Origin of the sequence: Micromonospora sp. NPDC048986 (genome assembly GCF_040649335.1) — a bacterium.
Lineage (GTDB): Bacteria > Actinomycetota > Actinomycetes > Mycobacteriales > Micromonosporaceae > Micromonospora > Micromonospora alfalfae.
This window is the reverse complement of record NZ_JBEZFJ010000007.1, coordinates 235,623-260,149: the sequence shown is the minus strand read 5'-3', so window position 1 is coordinate 260,149 and position 24,527 is coordinate 235,623. Positions and strand designations below refer to the sequence as shown.

At 71.6% G+C, this 24,527-nt stretch carries 25 protein-coding genes; 17 read left to right on the top strand and 8 right to left on the bottom strand.

Annotation, left to right across the window (positions count from 1 at the left end; translation table 11 throughout):
• Positions 1 to 234 precede the first annotated feature (234 nt).
• Complete coding sequence (locus AB0B94_RS16915; protein ID WP_357280081.1) at positions 235 to 1,224, top strand: hypothetical protein; 990 nt, start codon at positions 235 to 237, stop codon at positions 1,222 to 1,224.
• Positions 1,225 to 1,589: 365 nt separating this feature from the next.
• Here AB0B94_RS16915 and AB0B94_RS16910 read toward each other — a convergent pair whose 3' ends face one another.
• Both AB0B94_RS16910 and AB0B94_RS16905 read right to left on the bottom strand, forming a co-directional pair.
• Complete coding sequence (locus tag AB0B94_RS16910) at positions 1,590 to 2,885, bottom strand: MFS transporter (protein WP_357279690.1); 1,296 nt, start codon at positions 2,883 to 2,885, stop codon at positions 1,590 to 1,592.
• 74 nt (positions 2,886 to 2,959) lie between these two features.
• Positions 2,960 to 4,240: an MFS transporter gene (locus tag AB0B94_RS16905; RefSeq protein ID WP_357279685.1), complete on the bottom strand. Its 1,281-nt coding sequence runs from the start codon at positions 4,238 to 4,240 to the stop codon at positions 2,960 to 2,962.
• 152 nt (positions 4,241 to 4,392) lie between these two features.
• On the opposite strand from AB0B94_RS16905, the gene AB0B94_RS16900 reads away from it, so the two are divergent.
• Complete coding sequence (locus tag AB0B94_RS16900) at positions 4,393 to 5,160, top strand: phosphoglyceromutase (protein ID WP_091403562.1); 768 nt, start codon at positions 4,393 to 4,395, stop codon at positions 5,158 to 5,160.
• Positions 5,161 to 5,225: 65 nt separating this feature from the next.
• On the opposite strand, the gene phoU is transcribed toward AB0B94_RS16900, so the two are convergent.
• Entirely contained in the window at positions 5,226 to 5,879 is a 654-nt protein-coding gene (gene phoU / locus AB0B94_RS16895; protein ID WP_238666950.1) for a phosphate signaling complex protein PhoU, read from the bottom strand.
• 204 nt (positions 5,880 to 6,083) lie between these two features.
• On the opposite strand from phoU, the gene AB0B94_RS16890 reads away from it, so the two are divergent.
• Positions 6,084 to 7,367, top strand: a complete 1,284-nt coding sequence (locus AB0B94_RS16890) for an ATP-binding protein (RefSeq protein ID WP_357279680.1) — start codon at positions 6,084 to 6,086, stop codon at positions 7,365 to 7,367.
• A 24-nt stretch (positions 7,368 to 7,391) separates the two neighbouring features.
• Positions 7,392 to 8,075: a response regulator transcription factor gene (locus AB0B94_RS16885; RefSeq protein WP_030329696.1), complete on the top strand. Its 684-nt coding sequence runs from the start codon at positions 7,392 to 7,394 to the stop codon at positions 8,073 to 8,075.
• A 271-nt stretch (positions 8,076 to 8,346) separates the two neighbouring features.
• Here the strand turns inward: AB0B94_RS16885 and AB0B94_RS16880 are convergent, their stop codons facing one another.
• Positions 8,347 to 9,144 carry a hypothetical protein gene (locus AB0B94_RS16880; protein ID WP_357280078.1) on the bottom strand — a complete coding sequence of 266 codons (798 nt, stop codon included), beginning with the start codon at positions 9,142 to 9,144 and terminating at the stop codon, positions 8,347 to 8,349.
• A gap of 80 nt (positions 9,145 to 9,224) precedes the next feature.
• Here AB0B94_RS16880 and AB0B94_RS16875 point away from each other — a divergent pair, with 80 nt between their 5' ends.
• Positions 9,225 to 10,169 (top strand): Ppx/GppA phosphatase family protein, encoded by a 945-nt coding sequence (locus tag AB0B94_RS16875; protein WP_112584229.1) that lies wholly within the window; start codon positions 9,225 to 9,227, stop codon positions 10,167 to 10,169.
• A gap of 75 nt (positions 10,170 to 10,244) precedes the next feature.
• Positions 10,245 to 11,051, top strand: a complete 807-nt coding sequence (locus AB0B94_RS16870) for a sugar phosphate isomerase/epimerase (RefSeq protein ID WP_238666947.1) — start codon at positions 10,245 to 10,247, stop codon at positions 11,049 to 11,051.
• A 31-nt stretch (positions 11,052 to 11,082) separates the two neighbouring features.
• On the opposite strand, the gene AB0B94_RS16865 is transcribed toward AB0B94_RS16870, so the two are convergent.
• From AB0B94_RS16865 to AB0B94_RS16855, 3 genes are read right to left on the bottom strand one after another with little or no spacing between them, the layout of a single operon-like run.
• On the bottom strand, positions 11,083 to 11,670 hold the full coding sequence (locus AB0B94_RS16865; protein WP_238666946.1) for a CGNR zinc finger domain-containing protein: 588 nt from the start codon (positions 11,668 to 11,670) through the stop codon (positions 11,083 to 11,085).
• Between the two features lie 18 nt (positions 11,671 to 11,688).
• Entirely contained in the window at positions 11,689 to 12,855 is a 1,167-nt protein-coding gene (locus tag AB0B94_RS16860) for a glutathionylspermidine synthase family protein (RefSeq protein WP_357279669.1), read from the bottom strand.
• Position 12,856: 1 nt separating this feature from the next.
• The gene (locus tag AB0B94_RS16855; protein WP_225855034.1) at positions 12,857 to 13,129 is read right to left on the bottom strand and encodes a hypothetical protein; all 273 of its coding nucleotides are present in this window, start codon (positions 13,127 to 13,129) and stop codon (positions 12,857 to 12,859) included.
• 106 nt (positions 13,130 to 13,235) lie between these two features.
• Between AB0B94_RS16855 and AB0B94_RS16850 the strand changes: the two genes are divergently transcribed.
• The 11 genes from AB0B94_RS16850 (at position 13,236) to AB0B94_RS16800 (ending at position 23,541) form a co-directional block, all read left to right on the top strand.
• On the top strand, positions 13,236 to 14,156 hold the full coding sequence (locus tag AB0B94_RS16850; RefSeq protein ID WP_357279663.1) for a proline dehydrogenase family protein: 921 nt from the start codon (positions 13,236 to 13,238) through the stop codon (positions 14,154 to 14,156).
• Between the two features lie 106 nt (positions 14,157 to 14,262).
• The gene (locus AB0B94_RS16845; RefSeq protein ID WP_357279660.1) at positions 14,263 to 15,063 is read left to right on the top strand and encodes an alpha/beta hydrolase; all 801 of its coding nucleotides are present in this window, start codon (positions 14,263 to 14,265) and stop codon (positions 15,061 to 15,063) included.
• Positions 15,056 to 15,631 (top strand): WHG domain-containing protein, encoded by a 576-nt coding sequence (locus tag AB0B94_RS16840; RefSeq protein WP_357279655.1) that lies wholly within the window; start codon positions 15,056 to 15,058, stop codon positions 15,629 to 15,631. Before AB0B94_RS16845 ends, AB0B94_RS16840 begins: the two co-directional genes overlap by 8 nt.
• A 69-nt stretch (positions 15,632 to 15,700) precedes the next feature.
• Positions 15,701 to 16,990: a hypothetical protein gene (locus AB0B94_RS16835; RefSeq protein ID WP_357279652.1), complete on the top strand. Its 1,290-nt coding sequence runs from the start codon at positions 15,701 to 15,703 to the stop codon at positions 16,988 to 16,990.
• 79 nt (positions 16,991 to 17,069) lie between these two features.
• A complete protein-coding gene (locus AB0B94_RS16830) occupies positions 17,070 to 18,416 on the top strand; it encodes an efflux RND transporter periplasmic adaptor subunit (protein WP_357280075.1) in 1,347 nt (448 codons plus the stop codon).
• Positions 18,413 to 19,327, top strand: a complete 915-nt coding sequence (locus tag AB0B94_RS16825; RefSeq protein ID WP_357279649.1) for an ABC transporter ATP-binding protein — start codon at positions 18,413 to 18,415, stop codon at positions 19,325 to 19,327. Before AB0B94_RS16830 ends, AB0B94_RS16825 begins: the two co-directional genes overlap by 4 nt.
• On the top strand, positions 19,324 to 20,508 hold the full coding sequence (locus tag AB0B94_RS16820) for an ABC transporter permease (protein WP_357279644.1): 1,185 nt from the start codon (positions 19,324 to 19,326) through the stop codon (positions 20,506 to 20,508). The genes AB0B94_RS16825 and AB0B94_RS16820 overlap by 4 nt, the downstream gene beginning before the upstream one ends.
• A 212-nt stretch (positions 20,509 to 20,720) precedes the next feature.
• Entirely contained in the window at positions 20,721 to 20,930 is a 210-nt protein-coding gene (locus tag AB0B94_RS16815; RefSeq protein ID WP_007465625.1) for a helix-turn-helix domain-containing protein, read from the top strand.
• Positions 20,931 to 21,200: 270 nt separating this feature from the next.
• The gene (locus AB0B94_RS16810; RefSeq protein WP_007465623.1) at positions 21,201 to 21,302 is read left to right on the top strand and encodes an AURKAIP1/COX24 domain-containing protein; all 102 of its coding nucleotides are present in this window, start codon (positions 21,201 to 21,203) and stop codon (positions 21,300 to 21,302) included.
• A 122-nt stretch (positions 21,303 to 21,424) separates the two neighbouring features.
• A complete protein-coding gene (locus AB0B94_RS16805; protein WP_238666937.1) occupies positions 21,425 to 22,501 on the top strand; it encodes an NAD-dependent epimerase/dehydratase family protein in 1,077 nt (358 codons plus the stop codon).
• The gene (locus AB0B94_RS16800; RefSeq protein ID WP_357279638.1) at positions 22,498 to 23,541 is read left to right on the top strand and encodes a lysophospholipid acyltransferase family protein; all 1,044 of its coding nucleotides are present in this window, start codon (positions 22,498 to 22,500) and stop codon (positions 23,539 to 23,541) included. Before AB0B94_RS16805 ends, AB0B94_RS16800 begins: the two co-directional genes overlap by 4 nt.
• 37 nt (positions 23,542 to 23,578) lie before the next feature.
• Here the strand turns inward: AB0B94_RS16800 and AB0B94_RS16795 are convergent, their stop codons facing one another.
• Positions 23,579 to 24,430 (bottom strand): HAD-IB family hydrolase, encoded by an 852-nt coding sequence (locus tag AB0B94_RS16795; RefSeq protein ID WP_357280070.1) that lies wholly within the window; start codon positions 24,428 to 24,430, stop codon positions 23,579 to 23,581.
• Positions 24,431 to 24,527: the final 97 nt, after the last annotated feature.

The following is a 24,527-nucleotide window of genomic DNA, read 5'->3' as shown; positions in this document are numbered from 1 at the left end:
GAGTGCCAAGGAGCGGAGCGTCCCATGGCTCAGCGGAACAGCTCAGGTCGCGGCGCGACTGCGACCACTACCAAGCGACAGGCCGGTAACCAGACGCCGGGAACGCCCGGAGTCTCCGAGTCGGAGATTTCCCGGATGCGGGTGGACGACATCCGCGGGCAGTTGCGCAAACGCGGGGTCTCCGGGATCTCCGCGCTGCGCAAGCCGGAGCTGGTGAAACAGTTGGTGCGCTCGATGCGGGCCGGCGCGGGTCGGAGCAGCAGCGGCCCGTCGGGCCGGGCCGCCGGCACCAGGGCGTCGGCGGGTCGTGCCGCCGCCACCAAGAAGTCGGCGGCCAGGCCGGCGTCGAGCCGCGCGAAGGCCGCGCCGGCGAACAAGAGCGCGCCCGCGAAGCGGGCCGCCGCGACGAAGGCGACAGCCGGGCGGAAGTCGACGGCGGCGGCGAAGAGGGCACCGGCGAAGAAGGCGACCGCCGCGAAGAGGACCACAGCGGCGACGTCGACGGCAGCCCGCAAGACGACGGCAGCCCGCAAGACGACGGCCGCCCGCAAGACGACGGCCGCGAGCAGGACCACCGCCGCCCGCAAGACCGCGGCGGCGCGGAAGACCACGGCGGCCCGTAAGACGGCGACGGCGCGTACGGCGCCAGCGCGGAAGGCGCCGGCGAAGAAGGCACCGGCGCGGCCGGCGGCGAAGCGCGCGACACCGGCCAGGAGCGCGGCGGCGAAGCGCACGGCACCGGCGAAGAGCGCGGCGGCGAAGCGTACGACGGCGAAGCGCACCGCACCGGCGAAGAGCGCGGCGGCGAAGCGCACGTTGACGCCGTCGACCGGTGGCGGGACGGCGGCCGGCGGGATCCGGACCGGACGGGGTACGGGGCGGTCGGTCCGCAGTTCCCAGGTGATCTCGTCGATCACTGACCGACCGGAGCGGCCGGGACGGAGTTTGATCACGGCGAACCACGAGGTGATCCAGCGGTGGGCCCGGGAACGTGGGGCCAGACCGGCGACCATCGCCGGCACCGAGCGGGATGGCCGGGCGGGTGTGTTGACCTTCAACATTCCCGGATACCGGGAAAGCAGCCGGATTCGCGAGATCACCTGGGATGAGTGGTTCTACACGTTTGACCTGCGGCGGCTGAACCTGATTTATCAGGAGCAGTTGCGGAACGGCCGCCAGAGCAGCTTCTTCCGGACCGAGTCACCCGATCGGGAAGACGGTTGAGGTGTTTGCGGGAATGGCCGACGGGTACCCGGCTGTTGCCAACGGACGAGGCCGGAGCAGCGGATACTCGCCAGTTGTGACCGGCGAGACAGCCGTTCTGGGTTGAATCCAGAATCCGGGCGAACTAGCTTTATTGCACCGCGCCACGTTTGGAAACGTTCGGGGGAGCGGCGGATCGATCAGATCCGCGCACCAGACGAGGCGCGAGGGGACGGGTGGAATAACCGTTGGGGGACGGTTCCCACCTGTTTGGACCGGCGGCGTGAGCGGGCGATGCTTACGGGGGTGAGTGTTGCCCGCCGCCGCCGGCCCCGCCGGCGAGTGCCCACCACGACCTCAGGGGCGTGGTGGGCACTTTGCGTCGGTTAACCGATCGGTACGCGGTCTGCGGGGGTCGTCGGCTCCGGGTCGACGACCCGGCGCATGGCGGCGACGTGCCGCTCCCGGGGTGGCCCGGCGAGCAGGTGTCCGAGCGCGGCCAGCAGACCCAGCCCGCCCACGATCAACCAGTGCCGGTCGCCGAGGTGCTGGAGGCTCACCCCACCGAGGGTGGGCGCGACGAACGCCGCGGCTGGGAACGTCAGGTAGAAGACCGACTGGTAGCGCGCTCGTAGCTGCGGTGGCGCCAGGTCCGCGTTGATCTGCGCGTTGGGTGGGGCGGCGAGCATGGAGCCGACCGTCCAGATCACAGCGGCACCCAGGTAGATGGCCAGTTCGTCGGCGATGACGAGCGCGCCGAAACCGAGCGCGAGCAGCGCCGTGGAGGCGGACAGCACCACGTGCTTGCGGTGCCTGTCGATCAGCCGGGGCACGAACAACTGCCCGACCACGATCAGCGCGCCGCCGAGCGCCACCACCAGCCCGTACGCCGATGGTCCGAGGCCGTCCGCGCGCATTGCCAGCGGCATGATGGTCGACGTCTGCATGGTGAGTACGGCCAGCACGAAGGTGAGCCCGACGAAGACCAGGAAGGTGCGGTCGGTGAGCGCGGTGTGCAGTCCGGGCCGACGGGCCCGGATGGCTTTCGGCGCCGCGACTGCTACGGGCGGTGGGCCGGCCGCTGGCCGGGCCAGCCGCAGGGTTTCGGGCACCTTCCAGGCGATCACCACGGCGGCGGTCAGTGTGGCGCCCGCGTCGACCAGGAACAGCGCGGTGAAGCTCGCCTCGGCCAGGACCCCGGCGAGCAGCGAGGCGACAGCCATGCCGAGGTTGAACGCCCAGAACTGGAGGTTGAACGCCCGCGAGCGGCGTTCGGCGGGCACCACGTCGACGATCGCCGCCACGAACGCCGGGCTGGGCATCGAGTGGACCACGCCGATCAGCGCGGAGAGCATCGCGATCAGCAGCAGGGGGCGGGTGAAGGCGAGCGCCACCATCAGACCGACAGTGGCCAGGTGCGCGGCGAGCAGGGTCGCCCGACGTCCCCACCGGTCGGCGAGCACCCCGCCGAGGAGCACTCCGGCCGCTCCGCCGGCCCCGTACGCGCCGACCACGGTGCCGGCCAGCCCTTCGCTCGCGCCGCGTACGTCGGTGAGGTAGAGCGAGAGGAACAGCATGGCGAACGCGCCGGCCCGGTTGATCAGCAGGCCGGCCCAGAGGTACCAGAAGGTGGCGGGTAGTCCGCCTGCGGTGTCGTGCCACCAGCGCCGCAGGGCGTGCACCCGACCTCCCGACAGTTCAGGTTGTTAACTGTTTCCAGTGCACAGTAGGAACTCCGGCACCGCCGCGCCACCCATTACGCCTCGGCGGGCTGCGGCGCACGGGAAGCGGTGGCCGGTGCCAGTGCCTCACCGGAGCGGCGCAGCGCGGTCGCGCGCCGTTCCCGGGCCGGCCCCGACACCAGGTGGGCCACGGCGGTCAGGAGACCGAGCGCGGCGCAGCCGTACCAGAGGGTGTCGTTGCCGGCGTGCTCACGCACCAGGCCACCGAGGATCGGCGCGATGGCCCCGGCGATCTGCCAGGAGAGGGAGAACACGCCCTGGTATCGACCGCGCAGTTCGGCCGGGGACAGCTCGGCGATCAGGGTGGAGTTGGAGGGCGAGTTGAGCATCTCGCCGACCGTCCAGATCAGCACTGTCAGCCCGTAGAACCACGGGGTGCCGGCGAACGCGGTCAGCCCGAATCCCACGCCCATCACCACGGACGCCAGCGCGAGCACGTGTGAGCGGCTCCGGCCCCGGATCAGCCGGGGCACGAAGAGCTGTCCGACCACGATGAGGATGCCGTTGAGCGCGATCACCGAGCCGTAGGTGGCGGGGCTCAGGCCGTCGTCGCCCATCGCGATCGGCAGCATCGAGATGTGCTGGAGGAACACCAGCGCGGCGAACAGGTTGAGAGCCACGAAGCCGAGGTAGACCCGGTCGGTGAGGATCGTGCGCAGCGCGCCCCGTGGAGTCGCCGCTGCCGTGACGGCGGCGGCCGGGCCGGCCTGTCGGGTCTCCGGCACCTTGCTGAAGATGATCAGCGCGGTGATGAGCATGGTGGCCGCGTCGACCACGAACAGCAGCAGGTAGTCGGCCTGGGCGGCGAGGCCGGCGAGGACTGCCGCGCAGGCGAAGCCGAGGTTGATCGCCCAGTAGTTGAGCGAGAAGGCGCGCAGCCGGTCCTTCGCCGGCACCACGTCGATCATCATCGCCCCGAACGCGGGCCGGGCCGCCTCGGCGAACATGCCGAGCAGCAGCGCGCCCAGCGCCACCGCCCAGAGATCCCGGGCCAGCCCGAGCCCGAGCATCATGACCGCCGCGCCCACGTGGGCGGTGAGCAGTGTCGGCCGGCGGCCCCACCGGTCCGCGAGGGTGCCGCCGGCGGTCGTGCCGAACGCCCCGCCGACGCCCCAGAGGCCGATTACCAGGCCGGCCTGCGAGGCCGAGAAGCCACGTTCCTGGGTCAGGTAGATGGCGAGGAAGACGAGAACGAACGAGCCGAGTCGGTTGATCAGAGTGCCGGACCACAGGTACCAGAAGGTGGTCGGTAGGCCCCCGGTGGTGTCCCGGAACCAACTCCGCATCGTCCGCATATGGCGCCCCGCTTGCAAGTAATGACCGATGTGACTGGCGTGCCTTACAACCCTAGTGGCGGCCGGATCCGCTGGTCATCAGCTTTTTCACGTGGTGGTCGTCACGACGGCTGCCCGCGTGTCCGCCGGGCGGTTGAGGCAGGATGAGCCGCATGACTGCGAGCGAAGGGCCCACCGTCGGGACGCTGGTCCTGCTGCGACACGGTGAGAGCGACTGGAATGCCAAGAACCTCTTCACCGGCTGGGTGGACGTCGACCTGACCGAGAAGGGCGAGGGCGAGGCGCGGCGCGGCGGCGAGTTGATGCGTGAGCACAGCCTGCTGCCGGACGTCGTGCACACCAGCGTGATGCGCCGTGCGATCCGCACCGCCGAGCTGGCGCTCAACGCCGCCGACCGGCACTGGATCGCCGTGCGCCGGTCGTGGCGGCTCAACGAGCGCCACTACGGCGCCCTGCAGGGCAAGAACAAGAAGCAGACCCTCGACGAGTACGGCGAGGAGCAGTTCATGCTCTGGCGCCGGTCGTACGACACGCCACCGCCGCCCATCGACGACAACGACGAGTGGTCGCAGGTGGGTGACCCGCGCTACGCGCTGCTGCCGACCGAGCTGATGCCGCGCACCGAGTGCCTCAAGGACGTCGTCGACCGGATGCTGCCCTACTGGTACGACTCGATCGTGCCGGACATCCTGGCCGGCCGGACGGTGCTGGTGGCCGCGCACGGCAACTCGCTGCGGGCCCTCGTCAAGCACCTCGACCAGATCTCCGACGAGGCGATCGCCAAGCTGAACATCCCGACGGGCATCCCGCTGCGCTACGACCTCGACCCGCAGCTGCGCCCGCTCACTCTGGGCGGCACCTACCTCGACCCGACCGCTGCGAAGGCAGCCGCCGCGGCGGTGGCCAACCAGGGGCGCTGAGCCACCAGAAAAGGGGGCCCCTCGTCATCGCGGGAAGCGATGACGAGGGGCCCCTTCCCTGCCAGTCAGTTGCCGCTCGGCGCGCTCTCCCCGGTGATCAGGTAGATCACGTGCTCGCCGGCGTTCACCGCGTGGTCGGCGAAGCGCTCGTAGAAGCGGCCCAGCAGGGTGGCGTCGATGGCCGTCTCCACCCCGTACGGCCAGTCGTCACCGAGCAGCACGGCGAACAGGTTCTTGTGCAGCTCGTCCATGGCGTCGTCGTCGCGGTCCAGCTCGCCGGCGAGGTCGGCGTCGGGCTTCGCCAGCACCGAACCGATCTTCACGGCCATCCGGTCGGCGATCTCGGACATCTCGGTGAAGACCGTCCGCAGCTCGGCCGGGACGGCGGGGGAGGGGTGCCGGCGCAGCGCTGTCTTCGCCACGTGCTCGGCGAGGTCGCCCATCCGCTCCAGATCGGCTGCCACGTGCAGCGCGGTGATCATCGCCCGGAGGTCGGAGGCGACCGGCGCCTGTCGGGCGAGCAGGTCACAGACCCGCTCCTCGACGTGCCGGTAGAGGTCGTCGATCTCGGCGTCCCGCTCGATGACCGTCTCGGCGGCCTGCCGGTCGGCGGTGAGCAGGGCCCGGGTGGCCTGGCGCATGGCGGCGCGGACGCCCTCCGCCATGTCCACCAGCAGTTGGCTGACGATCTGGAGGTCGGCCCGGAACTCGTCGCGCATCATCACGTCCTGTGGTCGGTCGCCGCCGACGGGTGCCGGCGCAGGGGGTTGAGCAGGTGCGACGCCAACGGTAGGGCGCGTGGACGGATCCCGGATGAACCACGGTGAACGACGCCAGACGTGGGGGTGAACACTTCCGTAAGTGAGGGTAGTTCGTCCCGTTCTGTGTGGTAGCCAGGTTAACAATGACCCTACGATCGCCGGGTGGAGTGGGCGGTGGCGGTCGTGGTGGCCCTGGCGTTGGTGGCCGGGATGGCCGCCGGTCTGCTGCTGCCCCGGTTCCTGCCGAGGCGGAACGGTCACTCCACGTCGACGGGGAGCGTCAGCTTCCGCTGGAGCAGGGGGAGGCCCGCGATAGCCGACGAGCAGCAGGCCGGGCTCGGCCGCCGGACGATCGACTCACTCCGGGCCGGTGTCGTGGTTCTGGACAACGACGACGTCCCCGTGCTGATCAACCCGGCCGCCCGCGCGATGGGGCTGCTGCGCACCGGCAGCACCCCCGGCTCAATCGCCGCGCACCCGCTGATCCGTACCCTTGCCGGCCAGGTGCGACGCACCGGCGTGCGACGCGAGATCGAGCTGGACCTGCCCCGAGGTCGCGACAGCGCGGGGGAGAACCCGCTCGGCGTGCACCTGCGGGCGATGGGTCTCGGCAACGGCTTCATCGCGGTCGAGGCGGTGGACGTGACCGAGTCGCACCGGCTGACCCGGGTACGACGCGACTTCGTGGCCAACGTGAGTCACGAGCTGAAGACCCCGATCGGGGCCCTGCAACTGCTCGCCGAGGCGTTGCTGGACGCCACCGAGCCGGCCGACGCCGCTGCGCCCGACCTCTCCGAGGACCTGGTGGCCGCCCGCCGGTTCGCGGAACGGATCCAGCACGAATCGACCCGGCTGGGTCGGCTGGTGCAGGAGTTGCTGGAGCTGACCCGGTTGCAGGGGGCTGAGCCACAGCCGCCACCGGAGCCGGTCGCCCTGGACTGGGTGATCGCCGAGGTGGTCGACCGGACCCGCACCACTGCCACCGCCCGCGGTGTCACAGTGACAGTGGAAGGGGCGCGTGGGCTCACCGCGTACGGCAGCGACTCCCAACTCGCCACTGCGGTGGCGAACCTGGTGGAGAACGCGATCAACTATTCGGGCGAGGACACCACGGTGCGGGTGACCCTCAGCGGCGGCGACGAGCACGTCGAGGTCGCCGTCGCCGACCAGGGCATCGGTATCGCCCCCACCGACGTGGACCGGATCTTCGAGCGGTTCTACCGGGCCGACCAGGCCCGCTCGCGTGCCACCGGCGGCACCGGGCTCGGCCTGGCGATCGTGAAACACATTGCGAGCAACCATGGCGGACGGGTCGAGGTGTCGAGCACTCTTGGTGGTGGATCGACGTTCACCCTCCGGCTGCCCGCCAGTCCACCGGACGACCTCCTGGCGACACTGCCGCCGGTTGGGATCGAGTCCGGTCCGACTGGGCTACGGCAGGTCTGACAGCAGATGGAAAGGAAATCCCCGTTGAGCCGCGTTCTGGTGGTCGAGGACGAGGAGTCGTTCTCCGACGCCTTGTCGTACATGCTCCGTAAGGAGGGCTTTGAGGTTTCGGTCGCCGCGACCGGCACCGACGCCCTCACCGAGTTCGACCGGACCGGCGCCGACATCGTGCTGCTCGACCTGATGTTGCCCGAGATGTCAGGGACCGAGGTCTGCCGGCAGTTGCGGCAGCGCTCCGCCGTTCCGATCATCATGGTCACCGCCCGGGACAGCGAGATCGACAAGGTGGTCGGGCTGGAGATCGGCGCCGACGACTACGTCACGAAGCCGTACTCGCCGCGGGAACTGGTCGCCCGGATCCGGGCGGTGCTGCGCCGGCAGAGCCCGGAGGTGGCCGAGGCGGGTGCGCCGACGCTGGCCGCCGGGCCGGTGCGGATGGACATCGAGCGGCACGTGGTGACAGTCGACGGCGGGGCCGTGCAGCTGCCGCTGAAGGAATTCGAACTGCTGGAGCTGCTGCTGCGCAACGCGGGCCGGGTGCTGACCCGTGGCCAGCTCATCGACCGGGTCTGGGGCGCCGACTACGTCGGTGACACCAAGACGCTGGACGTGCACGTCAAGCGGCTGCGCTCCAAGATCGAGCCGGAGCCTTCCGCGCCGCGCTTCATCGTCACAGTGCGGGGTCTGGGCTACAAGTTCGAGCCGTGACCGGCGTACCCGAAGGGGGTCTGCGCTTCGACGCAGGCCCCCTTCGGGCTGTCCGCCCTTGCTCGGGCGAGCACGTTCAGCAAGTTGAACCACCTGCCCGCCGGGGGAAGCAGTTCGTTGGTGCGGTCCTTTGGAGCTGATGCCGTAAGCGAGTCATCCGGCGACGTCGTAGCGCCGATGCCATGAACGAGTCAGCTCCAAAGGAGTTCCACCCGAGGCCCCCGGGTCCTTGTCCGCGGCCGTTGAAGCGCTGCCTTCTCGCCGCCGATCGCTAGACCTCGTCTGCGGGGTGCGGGGCGATCATGCCCTGCTTCGTTCTGGTCGCGCACAGCTCGGCCAGCCGCTCGTACGCGGCAGCGCCGATCAGGGCGGTCAGCTCCGGGGAGTACGACAGGTACATCGGCTCGGTGCCGACGTGCGCGTCCGTCGACGAGGTGCACCACCAGTCCAGGTCGTGCCCGCCGGCTCCCCAGCCCCGCCTGTCGAACTCGGACAGGGTGGAGACCAGCACCTTGCTGTTGTCCGGTCGCTTCACCCAGTCCTGATCGCGGCGGATCGGCAACTGCCAACAGACGTCCGGCTTGTATTCCAACGGGTGCACCCCGTCGCGCAGTGCCTGGGCGTGCAGGGCGCAACCGCCACCGCCGGCGAAGTCGGCGTCGTTGAGGAACACGCACGGACCGTCGGGGCCCTGGGTGGCGGTGCGGCGGGCCGGGTTCTTGCCGTCGATGGTGTCCTCGTCGGTCCAGTTCTTGAACCCGCGCCGGAAATGCTGCCAGGTCGACGGGGCGAGTCGCCGGACGGCGTTGCGAACCCGCTTCTCGTCGTCCGAGTCGGTGAAGAACGCCCCGTGCGAGCAGCAACCGTCGGCGGCCCGGCCGGCGATGATGCCGTGGCAGCCCTTGCCGAAGATGCAGGTCCAGCGGGAGAGCAACCAGGTCAGGTCGGCCCGGATCAGGTGCGTCTCGTCGGCCGGGTCGGTGAACTCGATCCACTCCCGAGGGAAGTCCAGGGGCACCTCGCGACTGCGCGGGTCACCCGGGTCGTCCACCAGCACACGGAGCTCCATCGTCACTCGGCCCAGCGTACGCGCGGTGACGTCCGCAGGCCGGTGAGCCGCGCAAACGTGTTGCGCCTAGGGTCATCACCATGCGACTGGGTGTCCTCGACGTCGGATCCAACACGGTGCATCTCCTCGTGGTGGACGCGCACCACGGCGCGCACCCGTGGCCGGCGCACTCCGAGAAGGTGGTGCTCCGGCTGGCCGAGCAGATCGGCCCCGACGGCGCGCTGACCGAGGCGGGCGCGGACGGCCTGGTCAAGGCGGTGGGCATGGCCAAGGCGGCGGCCACCGGGTTGGCGGCCGACGACCTGATCGCTTTCGCCACGTCCGCGGTGCGCGACGCCACGAACGCGGCCGAGGTGCTGGCCCGGGTCCGGGACGAGACCGGCGTACGCCTGGCGGTGCTCTCCGGGGCGGACGAGGCGCGGATGACGTTCCTGGCGGTACGGCGGTGGTTCGGCTGGTCGGCGGGCCGGCTGCTGGTGCTGGACATCGGTGGCGGCTCGTTGGAGATCGCCGCCGGCATCGACGAGGACCCGGACGTCGCGGTCTCCCTGCCACTCGGGGCCGGTCGGCTGACCCGCGAGCGGCTGCGGGTCGATCCGGCCAGTGCGGCCCCGCCGTCGGCGGAGGCTGTCGACAAGCTCCGGGAGTACGTGGACGGCCGGCTGGACAAGGTCGTCGACCAGATGACCGAGGTGGGCTGGGGTCGGGCGGTGGCCACCTCGAAGACGTTCCGGACCCTGGCCCGACTGGCCGGGGCGGCCCCGTCCGGTTCCGGGCTGTGGGTGCGACGCAGTCTGACCCGGGCCGGCTTGCGGCAGGTCATCGGTTTCATCCGGCACATCCCACCGGCGCAACTGATGGAGCTGGAGGGGGTCAGCGCGGGTCGGGCCCACCAGTTGCTGGCCGGGGCGGTGGTCGCCGAGGCGGTGATGCGCCGCCTGGATCTGGACTCGCTGGACATCTGCCCGTGGGCGCTGCGGGAGGGTGTCATCCTCCGCCGACTCGATCAACTGGAACCGATCTGATCAGGCGGCCGTTTTCGGTCGGTTTGCCGGCGCTCGTCACGATGCCCCCGGCGCTGCCGGGCTACGCTGGCTGATGTGACTTCCCGCGTGCCCGTGCTCTTGTCCAGCTCGTCGGTCTTTCCCGAGCCGACCGCGGCGGCGTTCCAACTGGCCGCGGCGCTCGGCTATGACGGCGTCGAGGTGATGGTCTGGACCGACGTGGTCAGCCAGGACGCTGGCGCGCTGCGCGGCCTCTCCACGCACTACGACGTCCCGGTGCTCTCGGTGCACGCGCCCTGCCTGCTGGTCACCCAGCGGGTGTGGAGCCCGGACCCGTGGGAGCGCCTGCGCAAGGCCGCCGAGCTGGCCGAGACGCTGGGCGCGCCGACGGTCGTGGTGCACCCACCGTTCACCTGGCAGCGCGACTACGCCCGCAACTTCGCCGAGGGTCTGGCCACCGTCGCGGACCGGTTCAGCGGGTTGCGCTTCGCTGTGGAGAACATGTACCCGGTGCGGATGGCGGGCCGGCAGTTCGTCCCGTACGTGCCCGGCTGGGACCCGACCGACGCCGGCTACCCGTCGTACACCCTGGATTTGTCGCACTGCGCGGCCTCGCACAGCGACCCCCTGGAGATGGCCGACCGGATGGGCGCCGGGCTGGCGCACGTGCACCTCGGCGACGGCACCGGCGAGGGCCGCGACGAGCACCTGGTCCCCGGGCGCGGCACCCAGCCCTGCGGGGAGCTGCTCTCCTCGCTGGCCGGCAGGGGTTTCACCGGGGCGGTGGCGGTGGAGGTCGCCACCCGGGGCGCGAAGAGCCGCGCGGTGCGCGAGGCGGACCTGCGCGCCGCGCTGGAGTTCGCCCGCCAGCACCTGCCCACGTCCTCACCTGTCGACGCCTGACCCGTCCGCCCGAGATCGGGCGGTGGCGGTGTCAGCTGACCGGTGAGAGCGAATCGGCGGCGGAGGTCGGCTGCTGGGCGACTGTCACCTGCTCGCCGACCGCCGCCCGCTTACGGGCCCGGTGCGCGGCGACGTGCGAGCGGGTGGCGCAGCGCTCCGAGCAGAACCGCCGGCAGCAGTTGGACGACGTGTCCAGGTAGACGTTGCCGCACCGCTCGTCGGCGCAGACCCCGAACCGGGCGCTGCCGTACTCGCAGAGCCAGACCGACAGCCCCCAGACCGCGCCGGCCAGGTATTCGGCGCTGACCGAGGCACCCCGACTGGTCACGTGCATGTGCCAGTCGCTGGAGTCGTGCCCGGAGATGCGCGGCTGCACCGGGAACGCCTCGAGCAGCGTGTTCAGCTCGGTGACCGCCTGGGCGTCCCGCCCCGAGGTGCCGTACTCGAAGACGTCGCGCAACCGTTTCTGCGCCCGGCGGAAAATCGCCACGTCCCGGTCCGCGACCTCGTCGCGCATCCAGGCGTTCTCGTCGGGGAAGAGGGCCCGCAGGTCGTCGAGGTCGTCCAGGCGGGCGTTGACCAGGTCAACGCCGGTCCGGGCGTACGCGTCGAAGTTCACGCCCCAACGGTAGACGACTCAGCGGGTGCGCGGCGCGTCGATGTAGTGCGGCAGGAACCGCGCGTAGCCGTCGGTGATCAGACTCGCGCTCTCCCGCACACCCACGCCGGCCGATTCGCCGTCGACGATCCAGCTACCCAGCACCATCCGGTTGCCAGCGAACTGCGGCAACGCCCGGAACTCCTGGTAGCACCAGCCCTCGTCGCCGTAGATCCCCGGGTTGGTGATCTCCTCATCGGCGGTGACGATGCGTACCGACCCGCCCTCGCGGCCGAGCAGTGGCTTGGCGACGTACTCCGGCATGCCGCGCGGCGAGTCGAGGTACGCCGGGAGCAGGTACTCGTGGCCCGGGTACAGCTCCCAGAGGACCGCGAGCAGCGCCTTGTTGGAGAGCAGCAGTTTCCAGGCCGGCTCGATCCAGGTGGTCGGGGTGCCCGGGGCCAGGGCCGCCGGCCCGTACGGCTCGGCCAGCATCCACTCCCACGGGTAGAGCTTGAAGCAGGTGGTCACCGGGTTGTCGTCGGCGTCGACGAAGCGCCGCCCGTCCCAGCCGATCTCCTGGATGGGCTGGAGCTCGACGCTCAGGCCGGCCTGCCGGGCGGTCTCGGCGAGGTAGCCGGCGGTCATGTGGTCCTCGCCGGACTCCTCCTCGTTCGACCAGAGCACGTGCACCCGGGGGTCGTGCAGCCCGGCCCCGATCTTGGCCCAGCCGCCGACCAGCCGCTCGTGCAGGCTGTTCCACTGGTCCAGCTCCGGCCGGGTCTGCTCCAGCCAGTACCACTGGATGATGCTCGCCTCGACCAACGCGGTGGGGGTGTCCGCGTTGTACTCCAACATCTTCGGAGGCCAGGTGCCGTCGTACGCCAGGTCGAAGCGCCCGTACAGGGTCGGCGGCGCCTCCCGCAGCGACCGGGCCACCGCCTCGGCCGCCCACTCCGGGATGCCGAACTCGGCGTACCGGCGCTGCGCCACCACGTGTTCGGCGGCGGCCACCGACATCCGGTGCAGCTCCTCGGTGGCCTCCTCCAGCCGCAGCACCTCGTCCAGGTCGAAGGCGTACGCGGCGGTCTCGTCCCAGTACGACATGATCCCGCCGTCGGGCAGCTCGGTGTCGACGTAGACCAGCCCCTGCGACCGGATGGTGGCGTCCCAGTCGGGGCGGGGCGTGACCGTCTCGCGGCGCATGTCAGCCGCCGCAGGCGGCAAGGTGGGTGCCGAATCCGCCGCGTTCGGGCAGGGCCGCGGTGGTCGGCTCCGGGGCGGTGCGACCGGCCGCCGGGTCGGTGACCCGCATCGCCAGCGCGACTGTGTCGCCGCCGCCGACCGGCCCGAGGGCGCAGTCGTCGTCATCGTCGTCGTCCGAGGTCATGTTGCAGCCGGAGAGGGCGAGCGCGAGAGCGGTGAGCGCGCCGAGCTGCACGGAGGCCGATCGGAGTCGGCGGCGGGGGCGTTGGTCCACGGCATCGTTGTAGCCGATCGACGCCACCGCCGCCGCCCCGCCCCCATGCCGAGGTGGCCCTGCCGCCCCTCGGCGAGGCCCCTGGCAGGGGCGTTACGCTCGGCTCATGCTCCGTTCCGTCATCCTCGCCGCCTCCCGGTCATCCCAGGTCGAGCGGCTCGTCGCGACTGCCCCGTACACCCGGGACGTCGTCCGCCGGTTCGTCGCCGGCGCCGCCACAGACGACGCGTTGCGCGCGACCCGCGCGCTCGTCGACGACGGCCTCGCGGTCACCCTCGACCACCTCGGTGAGGACACCGTCCGCCCCGAGCAGGCCACCGCCACCCGGGACGAATACCTGAAACTGCTGAGGATGCTCGGTGCCGCGGGGCTCACCCCGGCCGCCGAGGTGAGCGTGAAGCTCTCCGCCCTCGGCCAGATGTTCGACGAGCAGTTGGCGTACGACAACGCGCGGGCGATCTGCGCGGCGGCCGACGCGGCGGGCACCACTGTCACGCTGGACATGGAGGACCACACCACCACCGACTCGACGTTGGAGGTGCTGAGCCGGCTGCGCAAGGACTTCCCGTCGACCGGCGCGGTGCTCCAGGCGTACCTGCGGCGGACCGAGTCGGACTGCCGGGAGCTCTCCTCGGCCGGGTCGCGGGTGCGGCTGTGCAAGGGCGCCTACAAGGAGCCGGAGTCGGTGGCGTACCAGTCGGCCCGTGAGGTGGACAAGTCGTACGTGCGCTGCATGAACATCCTGATGTCCGGCGACGGTTACCCGATGCTTGCCACCCACGACCCGCGGATGATCGCCATCGGTGAGGACCGGGCCCGGTGGTTCGACCGGGGGCCGGAGCGCTTCGAGTTCCAGATGCTCTACGGCATCCGCCCCGAGGAGCAGGCCCGGTTGGCCGGCGAGGGCTACACGGTGCGCACCTACGTCCCGTACGGCGACGAGTGGTACGGCTACCTGATGCGCCGGCTCGCCGAGCGCCCCGCCAACCTGGTCTTCTTCGGCCGTGCCCTGATCTCCAAGAAGTAGTTCCTCCGGTTCGGCCGACGGGCCGGCGGCGCCCCCTCGGGTCACCGCCGGCCCGTTTCCGATATCCGGCTTGCCAACGTTGGCTAAGTAGCTTAGCTTTAAAGCTATGACAACTAGCCAGGTGCGGCGGGACGGCGGACACATCGCGTACGAGGCGCAGGGCGAGGGGCCGTTGGTGGTCCTCGCGCACGGCATGGGCGAGAACAGGGCGAGCTTCCGGCACCTCGTGCCGCTGCTGGTGGCAGCCGGCCACCGGGTCGCCTCGGTCGACGTGCGGGGGCACGGCGAATCCAGCACCGGCTGGCCCACGTACGCCCCGGCGGAGGTCGGCGCGGACCTGCTGGCCGTGGTCGGCGACCTCGACGCCGGTCCGGCGGTGCTGGTCGGCAGCTCGTCCGCCGCGGCGGCCGTGGTCTTCGCCGCCACCGACGCGCCCGAGCTGGTCACCGGCATCGTGCAGATCGGCGCGTTCGTCGGTCAGCCGAAGCTCAACCCGCTGCTGCGGATGGCGATGTGGTCAGTGCTGCACAGCCCTCGACTGTTCGGGATGTTCCACAACACCCTGTTCCCGGTGCACCGGCCCGCCGACGACGCCGCGTACCGCCGCGCGATGGTGGCCAACCTGCGCGAGCCCGGCCGGATGGCCGCGACACGCGGGGTGATCGCACCGGCCGAGCCGCACTGGACCGCCCGTGCCCCGCAGGTGCGCCAACCGGTGCTGGTGCTGATGGGAGCCAAGGACCCGGACTTCCCCGACCCGGGAGCCGAGGCGCGGGCCGCCCGGCGGCTCTTCGGCACCGCTGAAGCTCGGATGATCGAGGAGTCCGGCCACTACCCGCACGCCGACCGGCCGCAACGCACCGCCGAGGAACTGCTCGGTTTCCTGGCGGTGTGCGCCGGTGCCTAGGGTCGGCCTCAACCAGCAGACCGTCGTACGGGAGGCGGCCCGGCTGGCCGACGAGGTCGGCTTCCAACAGCTCACCCTCGCCGCGCTCGCCAGCCGGCTCGGGGTGGCGCTGCCCAGCCTCTACAAGCACGTACGGGGGGCGGACGCGTTGGCCCAGAAGCTGGCCGCTCTGGCCACCGCCGAACTGGCCACCGAGATGACCACCGCCGCCGTCGGCCGCTCCGGTGGCGACGCGCTGCGGGCCATGGCGCAGGCCTACCGGGGCTACGCCCTGCGGCACCCCGGCCGCTACCCGGCGACGCAGCGGGTGCCCGACCCGGCCGACCCGGAACACGTCGAGGCCGGCGAACGCGCGGTCGGTGCCATCTTCGCCGTGCTGCGCGGGTACGGACTCACCGGCGACGACGCGGTGGACGCCACCCGCGCGCTGCGCAGCGCCCTGCACGGCTTCGTGACCCTGGAGGCCGCGGGCGGCTTCGGTCTGCCCCGTGACGTCGACCGCTCGTACCACCAGTTGGTCGCGAGCATGGACATCTCGTTTCGCTCCTGGCCGCTCACCGGCGGGTGAGCGGGCGGCAGTGCCGATCGGCCCGGGGCGGCCTCGCCGCATCCAGGTAGTGGTCGTACCCTTCGGCGGGTGACTGACGAGGTGCAGCAGCCAGCACCACGGCGGCTCTGGCCGCTGTGGACGGTGCTCGTGGTGGTCGTCCTGCTGCTGGGCTGCGGCCTGCCGGCGGCGCTCGTCGTCGGAGTGATCCGGGAGACCGGCTCGCGCCCCACTGTCAGCCGGGTCGGCGCCTCGGCTGCCGACGACCCGGCCACCGCCGTGGCCAGAGGGCTGTCCGACCGGATCACCGCCCAGCTCCACAGGCAGTCCGCGGCACTGCTGGGCGGCGACCGCGCCGGTTTCCTCGCCGTCGCCGATCCCGCCGCCCACAACGACCTGCGCCGCCGCTTCGCCGCACTACGCGAGCTCAAGGTGACCGGCTGGCGGGCCGAGCCGAGTGGCCTGCCCGTGCCGATCATCGGTAAGCCCGGCGAGTGGCGGCTGCTGGTGCGCTTCCAGTACTGCTTCGTCACACCGAACTGCCGGCCCAGCCCGGTGCTGATCGGCACCCGGTGGCGGGAGAACGGCGACCAGCCCCGGATGGCCGCCATGGAGGAATCCAAGTCGGTGGAGACCGGCACCCGACCGTGGGAGATCAGCGACCTGGCGGTCGCCGTCGGCGCGCGGACCATGGTCGCCACCACCCCGGCGCTGCGCGGCAAGCTGCCCGGCCTGCTCGCGCAGGCGGAGGCCGCGGCGAAGGTCGCCGACGGGTACGCGGTGACCGGCTCGCCGCCGGACCGATACCGGATCTTCTACGCGGGGCGCACCGAATGGCAGCGCTGGTACGGCGGGGAACGCCCGGAATGGACCGGCGGTTACGCGGTCACCGTGGGCGGCGGTCACCACGAGGTGGTGCTCAACGCCGAAGGGCTCTCCAACAGCGGCACCGACGACCTGCTGCGGCACGAGCTGACCCACGCGGCGTCGCTGCCGGAACGCGGCTACCCGGGCAAGCTCACCTGGTGGTTGGTCGAGGGCCTGGCCGAGTTCGCCGGCGCCGGCGACCAGGCGGTCGACCGGTACGAGGGGATCGCCGACGTGCGCAAGATGGTCCGGGGCGGCTGGGACGGCAAGTTGGAGGGCGTCAACCCCGCCGACGACGCGTCCGCCGAACGGGTCGCCGCCAGCTACGGCATCGGCTACCTGGCCGTCCGGCACCTCGTCGACAGGTACGGGCCGCTGCGCCTGCTCACCTTCTTCAAGACGGTGGTGCACGACGGCCGAACCATCGACGCGGCCTCCGAAAAGGCGTTCGGTGAGCAGTGGTCGACGCTGCACGACGAGTGCGTGGCGTACGTCCGCGCCACCGCCGGCTGACGCAGCTCGGAGGCGGTGCGGCGGTGCGCCGTACCATCGATGGGTGCGCCGTCCTCAGTCGTCACGGCCCGCCGGCACCATGCGGCCCCGCCTGCTCACCGCCCTGACCGCCGTCGTCGTCATCACCGCCACCACCGCCGCCTCCTGCGGCGACGAAGGCCCCGATCTCGCGCTGGCGTCGGCCGCCCGCAACCCGGTCACCGAGGTGATCGACGCGCCCGCGACGGTGACCGCCCGCGCCGCCGCCACCCTCACCGCTCCCGCCGACGGCACAGTGGCCAGCCTGCGTGTCCAGCCTGGACAGCGGGTCAAGCGCGGTCAGGTGCTGGCGGTTGTCGACTCGCCGAGCGCGCAACAGCGTCTCCGTCAGGCCAAGGAGGCGCTGGCCGCCGCGAAGCGCGCCGGTCGGGGCGTCGGAACGGGCAACCTGACCAGCAGCAGGCGCGGCACCGACAAGGCGGCCAACGAGGCATTCGACGCGGCCCGCAAGGCCGCCGACAAGATCGCCGACCCGCAACTGCGGGACGCGCTGCTCACCCAGGTGACGTCCGCGCAACGCCAGTACAGCGCCGCCGCGCGCAGCGCCGACCAGGCGGTCCGCGCTGTGCAGCGCGGGATCAACGGGTTGAGTTCCGCCGTCGGCGCACTGTCCGCGGCGCAGCGGCTCCAGGCCCAGCAGGCGTACGACCTGGCGAAGGCGACAGTCGAAGCGCTGACCCTGCGTGCCCCGATCGCCGGGGTGGTGCAGCCCGGCGGCACCCGGGCCGGCGGTGGCGCGAATGCCGGTCTCGCCGGGCTGTTGGAGCAGGCCGGTGGGGCGGGCCTGGACCCGTCCGCGCTGGCCCCCAGTCAGGGCGGTCCGCCGGCCGGGGTGGACGACGCCGTGGTGGTCGGCGGGCTGGTCACCGCCGGCGCGCCGGTGCTCACAGTGGTGGACACCGGGCAGCTCGGACTGCTCGCCGAGGTGGACGAGACCGACGTGCTCCTCGTCAAGGCCGGGGTGACCGCCACTGTCGAGTTGGACGCCGTCACCGGTGCCAGCTACGACGCCACCGTCCGCTCGGTCGACGTGCTGCCCACCAACTCCGCGCAGGGCGGGGTCACCTACCGGGTCCGCCTGGCGCTGGGCGCCGGGAAGCTGGCCGAGGACGAGTCGGCTCCGACGCCCCGCCCCGGCATGAACGCGATAGTGCACCTGCGGGTACGCGAGGCCGCCGACGCGGTGACCGTCCCCGCGTCGGCGGTGTTCTCCGCCGACGGCCGGGACGCGGTCTGGGTGGTCCGGGACGGCAAGGCGGGCCGGGCTTCGGTGACTGTGGGTGTCCAGGGGTCCGACCTGGTGCAGATCCTCAACGGCGTGCAACCCGGCGACCGGATCGTGGTGCGCGGCGCCGACCAGGTCCGCGACGGCCAGGAAGTCCGGTGACCGGACCCGCCGTCGCAGATCGGCCGGCAGGGGAGCGCGTAGCGGCCATCGAGGCGGTGGACGTGTCCCGGACGTACCAGCTCGACGGGGTGTCGGTGCAGGCGCTGCGCGGGGTGTCGCTCACCGTGCAGCCGGGGGATTACGTGGCGCTGGTCGGGCCGTCCGGCTCGGGCAAGTCCACCCTCATGCACCTCCTCGGTGGGCTGGACCGGCCCACCGGTGGCCGCCTGGTGATCGGCGGGCGGGACGTCAACGCCCTCGCCCCACCGGAGATGGCGACCCTGCGCAACGAGACCATCGGCTTCGTCTTCCAGGCGTTCCACCTGCTGCCGCGTACCTCGGCGGTGGAGAACGTGGCACTGCCCCTTGTCTACCGGGGAGTGTCGGCGCGGCAGCGGCGGGAGCGGGCGGCGGCGATGTTGGGCCGGGTCGGCCTCGGGCACCGGCTGGACCACCGGCCCAACCAGATGTCCGGCGGTGAGCAGCAGCGGGTGGCGATCGCCCGCGCTCTGGTCACCGAGCCGACGGTGCTGCTTGCCGACGAACCCACCGGCAACCTGGACAGCGTCACCGGCGCCGCCGTGCTGGAGCTGTTGGAACAACTGAACGCGGAGTCCGGGGTGGCGCTGGTGATGGTCACCCACGACCAGGAGGTCGCGGCCCGCGCCCACCGCCGGATCACCATGCGCGACGGGGTGGTCGTGGCCGACAGCGCCGACCCGTCCTCAACCCATGATCGACCGCCGTCCGTTGATCACGGTCGACCTGCGACACTGGTCCCCGCTCCCAGCGCGGAGCCCCGGTCCGCGTCCGGAAGCGGTCCGGGGCACCCGTCCGGTGGCTCCGGTGGCGCCGCCGGAGCCACCGGGCGCCTTCCGCGCGAGGTCGAGCGACCCGGGGGTACGGCGTGAGGGTCGCCGAGGCGTGGCGGGTGGCGCTGGACGCCCTGCGGGCCAACCGGCTGCGCAGCGCGCTGACAATGCTCGGGGTGATCATCGGGGTGGCCTCGGTGGTGCTGCTGGTGGCCATCGGCACCGGCACCAAACAGAAGGTCGAGCAACAGGTCGAGGGCCTCGGCTCCAACCTGCTGCTTGTCGTGCCCGGCCGGATCGAGGTGGGCAACGCGCCCGTCGTCTCGCCGCTGACCCTCAAGGACGTGGACGCCGTCACCCGGGTGGTCGGCGACCCCGATCGGGTGGCGGTCACCGTCGCCTCCGGGGCGACAGCACGGGCCGGCGCCCGCTCCGACTTCACCACGGTGCAGGGCGTCCTGGAGACGACCCCGGCGGTGTTCACCCGCTCGCTGGCGCGGGGACGCTACCTCACCGGCGCCGACGTGGACACCAGCCGACGGGTGGCGGTGCTCGGTGACTCGGTCGCCCGTGCGCTCTTCCCCGACCGGGACCCGCTCGGCCAGCAGGTGGCGCTGGCCGGGGTGCGGTTCCGGGTGATCGGTGTCTTCACGCCGCTGGGGCAGAGCCTCGGCGTCGACCGGGACGACGAGGTGCACGTGCCGGTGACCGCCGCGCAACGACTCTGGGGCACCCAGCGGGTCGACGGCATCGCGGTGAAGGCACCGGACCGGGAGCGGATCGACGAGCTGGGCGAACGGATCGTCGCCGAACTGAACCGTCGCCACCCGGACACCGAGTTCAGCGCCGTCACCCAGCAGCAGATCCTGGGCGTGCTCGGCGACATCCTCGGTGTCCTCACCGGCGTGCTGGCGGCCATCGCCGGCATCTCGCTGCTGGTCGGCGGCGTCGGCGTCTCCAACATCATGCTGGTCAGCGTCCGGGAGCGGACCCGGGAGATCGGGCTGCGCAAGGCCGTCGGCGCACGACCCCGCGACATCGGCGTGCAGTTCCTGCTGGAGGCGGTGCTGCTCACCACGATCGGCGGGCTCACCGGGATGGCGCTGGGAGTGGGCACCGCGATGCTTGTCGACGCGCTGTCGCCAATTCCGGCGGCGATCACCTGGTGGTCGTTGGCGCTCGCCTTCGGGGTTTCGGCGGTGGTGGGCATCGTCTTCGGGGTGGTTCCCGCGCAGCGCGCCGGCCGTCTCGACCCGGTGGTCGCGCTGCGTACCGAATGAGCACGACCGGAACAACCGGACGACGGACGCGCACTGGCGGATACCGGGAGCACGGATCGGGTGAACAGGCCACCGAAGCATGATCAGTTGCAGGAAGGGATCGCGCCGGTCACAACCGCCCCGCTACCGTACTGGTAACACGCGCGTCGCCGGCCCGGCCCGGAGCATCCGTCGGGTTGGCACGCGCCGGGCATGGGATGGGTCGGTGAGCCATGGCCGGGTCACAGTCCGACGGACGGCTGTCGGAGGTCAAGTTCCTGACCGTTGCGGAAGTGGCGACGGTCATGCGGGTGTCAAAGATGACTGTCTATCGCCTGGTGCACAGCGGTGAGCTCACCGCCGTCCGGGTCGGCCGGTCATTCCGGGTGCCCGAGCATGCGGTGCACGAATATCTCCGGGGCGCCTTTCAGGAGACCGCCTGAGCCACCGCCCCGCCCTCCGGCCGGCGGCTGACCGGCATCGGTGGGCGTGAGGAGTGAGCTCGCGGGCCCTGCGGTCACGAACCAGAGGCAGCCGCGACGGGGGCGCGTTGGTCCGGCTGACGCCCTCCGGCTACCCTGGAGCCCGACCGAGACCCCACCGGTGCGCCCCGCCGCCCAGACTGGTCCGGTCCGTTGTCCGCAAGCGGTCGCCGTCGCCACCTGCGTGGTGTCATCCGGTCCGCCCCGCACGTTGTATCGAAAGGCTGTCGTATGGGCTCGGTGGTCAAGAAGCGCCGTAAGCGCATGGCTAAGAAGAAGCACCGCAAGCTGCTGCGCAAGACCCGCGTCCAGCGTCGCCGTCTCGGCAAGTGATCGCCGCCGGGCTCAACGCCCGGCGTTCGGCGTCACTTGCCAAACTGTCGACCTCCGGAGGCTCAGGTGATCAGGCCGTGGTCGTCCCGGCTCGGTCCATCCTGCCGGCGTAGGTGCGTCAGATGACCCCCGGTGGCACCTCAGGTGCTCCGGGGGTCGTCGTCGTCACCGGAGTGGGCCGTTACCTGGGTGCCCACGTGGCGGCCCGACTGGCCGCGGATCCGCGCATCGAACGGGTCATCGGTGTCGACGCGCCGGACTCCGGCATCGAGTTCACCGACCTGCTCGACCGGGTCGAACGCATCCGCGTGGACAGCGGTTCCCTCGGTGGCCTCCTCGCCGACCTGGACGTCGACGCGGTGGTGCACCTCGCGCTGGTCACCTCACCCGACCCGCAGCACGGCGGCCGGTCCGCGATGAAGGACCAGAACGTCATCGGCAGCATGCAGATGCTCGCCGCCTGCCAGCGGGCACCCCGACTGCGCAAGCTCGTGGTCCGCTCGTCGACCGCCGCCTACGGAGTGTCGTTCCGGGATCCGGCGGTCTTCACCGAGGAAACCGAGCCTCGCGAGGTGCCGCGTGGCGGTTTCGGCCGCGACATCCTCGACCTTGAGGGGTACGTGCGCGGCTTCCGCCGCCGTCGGTCCGACGTCACCGCCACGGTGCTGCGCTTCGCCCCGTTCATCGGCTCGACCGCCGACACCACGTTGACCCGCTACTTCTCGCAGCCGTTCGTGCCGACCGTCTTCGGCCGTGACCCCCGCCTGCAGTTCCTGCACTTCGACGACGCGTTGGAGGTGCTGTACCGGTCGATCGTGGAGGACCATCCCGGCACCTACAACGTCGCCGGCCCCGGGGTGCTGTCGCTGTCCCAGGCGATCCGGCGCGCGGGACGGGTCGCCGTCCCGGTGCTGGAGCCGGGTCTGTCCGGGGCCGCCGCGCTGGCCCGCACCATGGGCTTCGGCCGCTACGGCCTGGACCAGGTCGACCTCTTCGTGCACGGCCGGGTGGTCGACACCAGCCGGCTTGAGCAGGAGTACGGCTTCACGCCCCGGTCGACCGCCGAGGCGTTCGAGGACTTCATCCGGGCCCATCACGGTGGGGTGGTGGTCACCCGGGATCAGTTGGCCGCTGCCGAGCAACTCGTTCTGGACGGCATCCGGCAGGTCCGCTCGGCGGTCCGGGAGCGTTCATCATGAGTGGGCCGGAGGAGGGGCGCGACCCGCAGTCGGTCGGGCGTTTCGAGGTACCGCAGCAGGTGCCCGCGCCGGACGCGGAGCCGGCGCGGCGCAACGGACACCGACCGGCCGCGCAGGCCGCACCGACCCCGACGCCGGCCGACGAGGTCGACGCCGGGTTGCCCGGCGGCACCGAGCCGGCGGTGTCGGACCGCCCCGGGGACCACTGGGACCGCAAGGTCGCGAACGGGTTGGCGTTCCTGCGCCGGCGGCTCTCCGGTGACTACGAGGTCGACGAGTTCGGTTTCGACTCGGAGTTGACCGACGCTGTCTTCCACCCGCTGCTGCGGCTGCTCTACCGCGACTGGTTCCGCACCGAGGTCAGTGGGGTGGAGCACGTCCCCGTGGACGGGCCCGCTCTGGTGGTCGGCAACCACTCCGGGACTGTGGCGCTGGACGCCCTGATCCTCTCGGCGGCGCTGCACGACAAGCATCCCGCCCACCGCTACCTGCGGCTGCTCGGCGCCGACCTGGTCTTCCGGATGCCGGTGGTCTCCGAGTTGGCCCGCAAGACCGGCGGCACTGTGGCCTGCAACCCGGACGCCGAGCGGCTGCTCGGCGGCGGCGATCTGGTCGGTGTGTTCCCCGAGGGCTTCAAGGGCATCGGCAAGCTCTACGCAGACCGTTACAAACTGCAACGCTTCGGGCGGGGCGGTTTCGTCTCGGCGGCGCTGCGCACCGGCACCCCGATCGTGCCCGTCGCCATCGTCGGCGGCGAGGAGATCTACCCGATGCTCGCCGACATCAAGCCCCTGGCGCGGCTGCTGAAGCTGCCCTACTTCCCGGTCACGCCGACGTTCCCGCTGCTCGGCCCGCTGGGCATGGTGCCGCTACCCAGCAAGTGGCTGATCGAGTTCTGCCCGCCGATCCCCACCGCCCACCTGACCGACTCGGCGGACGACCCGCTGGTGGTCTTCAACCTCGCCGACCAGGTGCGGGAGACCATCCAGCAGACCCTGCACACGCTGCTGGAGCGACGGCCCGACCCGTTCGGTCCCTAGCCGCGGATCGGAGCCGAGGGGCTTCTGAACGGGCGTCTCAGCCGGCGCGGCGGCGGCGTTGCAGGGCCAGGCCGGCGGTGACCGCGCCCGCGACCAGCCCGGCCGCCGCTGTCGACGGTACGGCGATCTTGACCGCACGGCGACCGGTGCGGAAGTCCCGCACCTCCCAACCGTGCTGGCGGGCCTGCCGCAGCAGCGCGCCGTCCGGGTTGACGGCCACCGCCCGGCCCACGGCACAGAGCAGCGGCAGGTCGTTCGCGGAGTCGCTGTAGGCCGCGCAGCGGGACAGGTCGAGCCCTTCCACGGCGGCGAGCTGGGTGACCGCCTCAGCCTTGGCCGGCCCGTGCATCAGGTCACCCACCAACCGCCCCGTGTACGCCCCGTCCAGCACCTCGGCCACGGTGCCGATGGCACCGGTCAGGCCGAGCCGGGCGGCGATCACCCGGCCGATCTCGACCGGGGCGGCGCTGACCAGCCAGACCCGCTCACCGGCGTCCAGGTGACGCTGAGCGAGCTGATGGGTGCCGGCCCAGATCCGGGGGGCCATCATCTCGTCGAAGATCTCCTCGGCGAGGTGTTCGACCTCCTTCACCCGCCAGCCCTGGACGAACGCCAGCGCCGCCTCCTTGGCCAGTGACATGTCACCGGCGTGCTCCCGGGCCAGCAGCCGGAAACGGAGCTGTTGCCAGGCGAATCGGGCCAGGTCGGCGGTGGTCACGTAGTTTCGGGAGGCGAGACCACGGGCGAACCAGTAGATCGACGCGCCCTGCATCATGGTGTTGTCCACGTCGAAGAACGCCGCGGCGGTCTGGTCGGGTGCGCTGACCGGGGCCAGGTCGGTCTCCGCCCAGGCTGCGGTGTGCCCCTCGGCGTCGGTGCTGACCGTCACCTTACGGCTACGCGCCACGCGAATCCCTTCCTCACCGGTACGACGGATGCTCCTCCGCGAGGGTATCCGCCGTAGACGGGCGACCGGCCGGGCACAC

Coding starts and splice junctions, on each gene's coding strand:
- AB0B94_RS16915 (WP_357280081.1), top strand. CDS start 235: ATGCGGGCCGGCGCGGGTCGGAGCAGCAGCGGCCCGTCGGGCCGGGCC.
- AB0B94_RS16905 (WP_357279685.1), bottom strand. CDS start 4,240: ATGCGGACGATGCGGAGTTGGTTCCGGGACACCACCGGGGGCCTACCG.
- AB0B94_RS16900 (WP_091403562.1), top strand. CDS start 4,393: ATGACTGCGAGCGAAGGGCCCACCGTCGGGACGCTGGTCCTGCTGCGA.
- phoU (WP_238666950.1), bottom strand. CDS start 5,879: ATGCGCGACGAGTTCCGGGCCGACCTCCAGATCGTCAGCCAACTGCTG.
- AB0B94_RS16880 (WP_357280078.1), bottom strand. CDS start 9,144: ATGGAGCTCCGTGTGCTGGTGGACGACCCGGGTGACCCGCGCAGTCGC.
- AB0B94_RS16875 (WP_112584229.1), top strand. CDS start 9,225: ATGCGACTGGGTGTCCTCGACGTCGGATCCAACACGGTGCATCTCCTC.
- AB0B94_RS16860 (WP_357279669.1), bottom strand. CDS start 12,855: ATGCGCCGCGAGACGGTCACGCCCCGCCCCGACTGGGACGCCACCATC.
- AB0B94_RS16850 (WP_357279663.1), top strand. CDS start 13,236: ATGCTCCGTTCCGTCATCCTCGCCGCCTCCCGGTCATCCCAGGTCGAG.
- AB0B94_RS16845 (WP_357279660.1), top strand. CDS start 14,263: ATGACAACTAGCCAGGTGCGGCGGGACGGCGGACACATCGCGTACGAG.
- AB0B94_RS16830 (WP_357280075.1), top strand. CDS start 17,070: ATGCGGCCCCGCCTGCTCACCGCCCTGACCGCCGTCGTCGTCATCACC.
- AB0B94_RS16815 (WP_007465625.1), top strand. CDS start 20,721: ATGGCCGGGTCACAGTCCGACGGACGGCTGTCGGAGGTCAAGTTCCTG.
- AB0B94_RS16810 (WP_007465623.1), top strand. CDS start 21,201: ATGGGCTCGGTGGTCAAGAAGCGCCGTAAGCGCATGGCTAAGAAGAAG.
- AB0B94_RS16805 (WP_238666937.1), top strand. CDS start 21,425: ATGACCCCCGGTGGCACCTCAGGTGCTCCGGGGGTCGTCGTCGTCACC.
- AB0B94_RS16800 (WP_357279638.1), top strand. CDS start 22,498: ATGAGTGGGCCGGAGGAGGGGCGCGACCCGCAGTCGGTCGGGCGTTTC.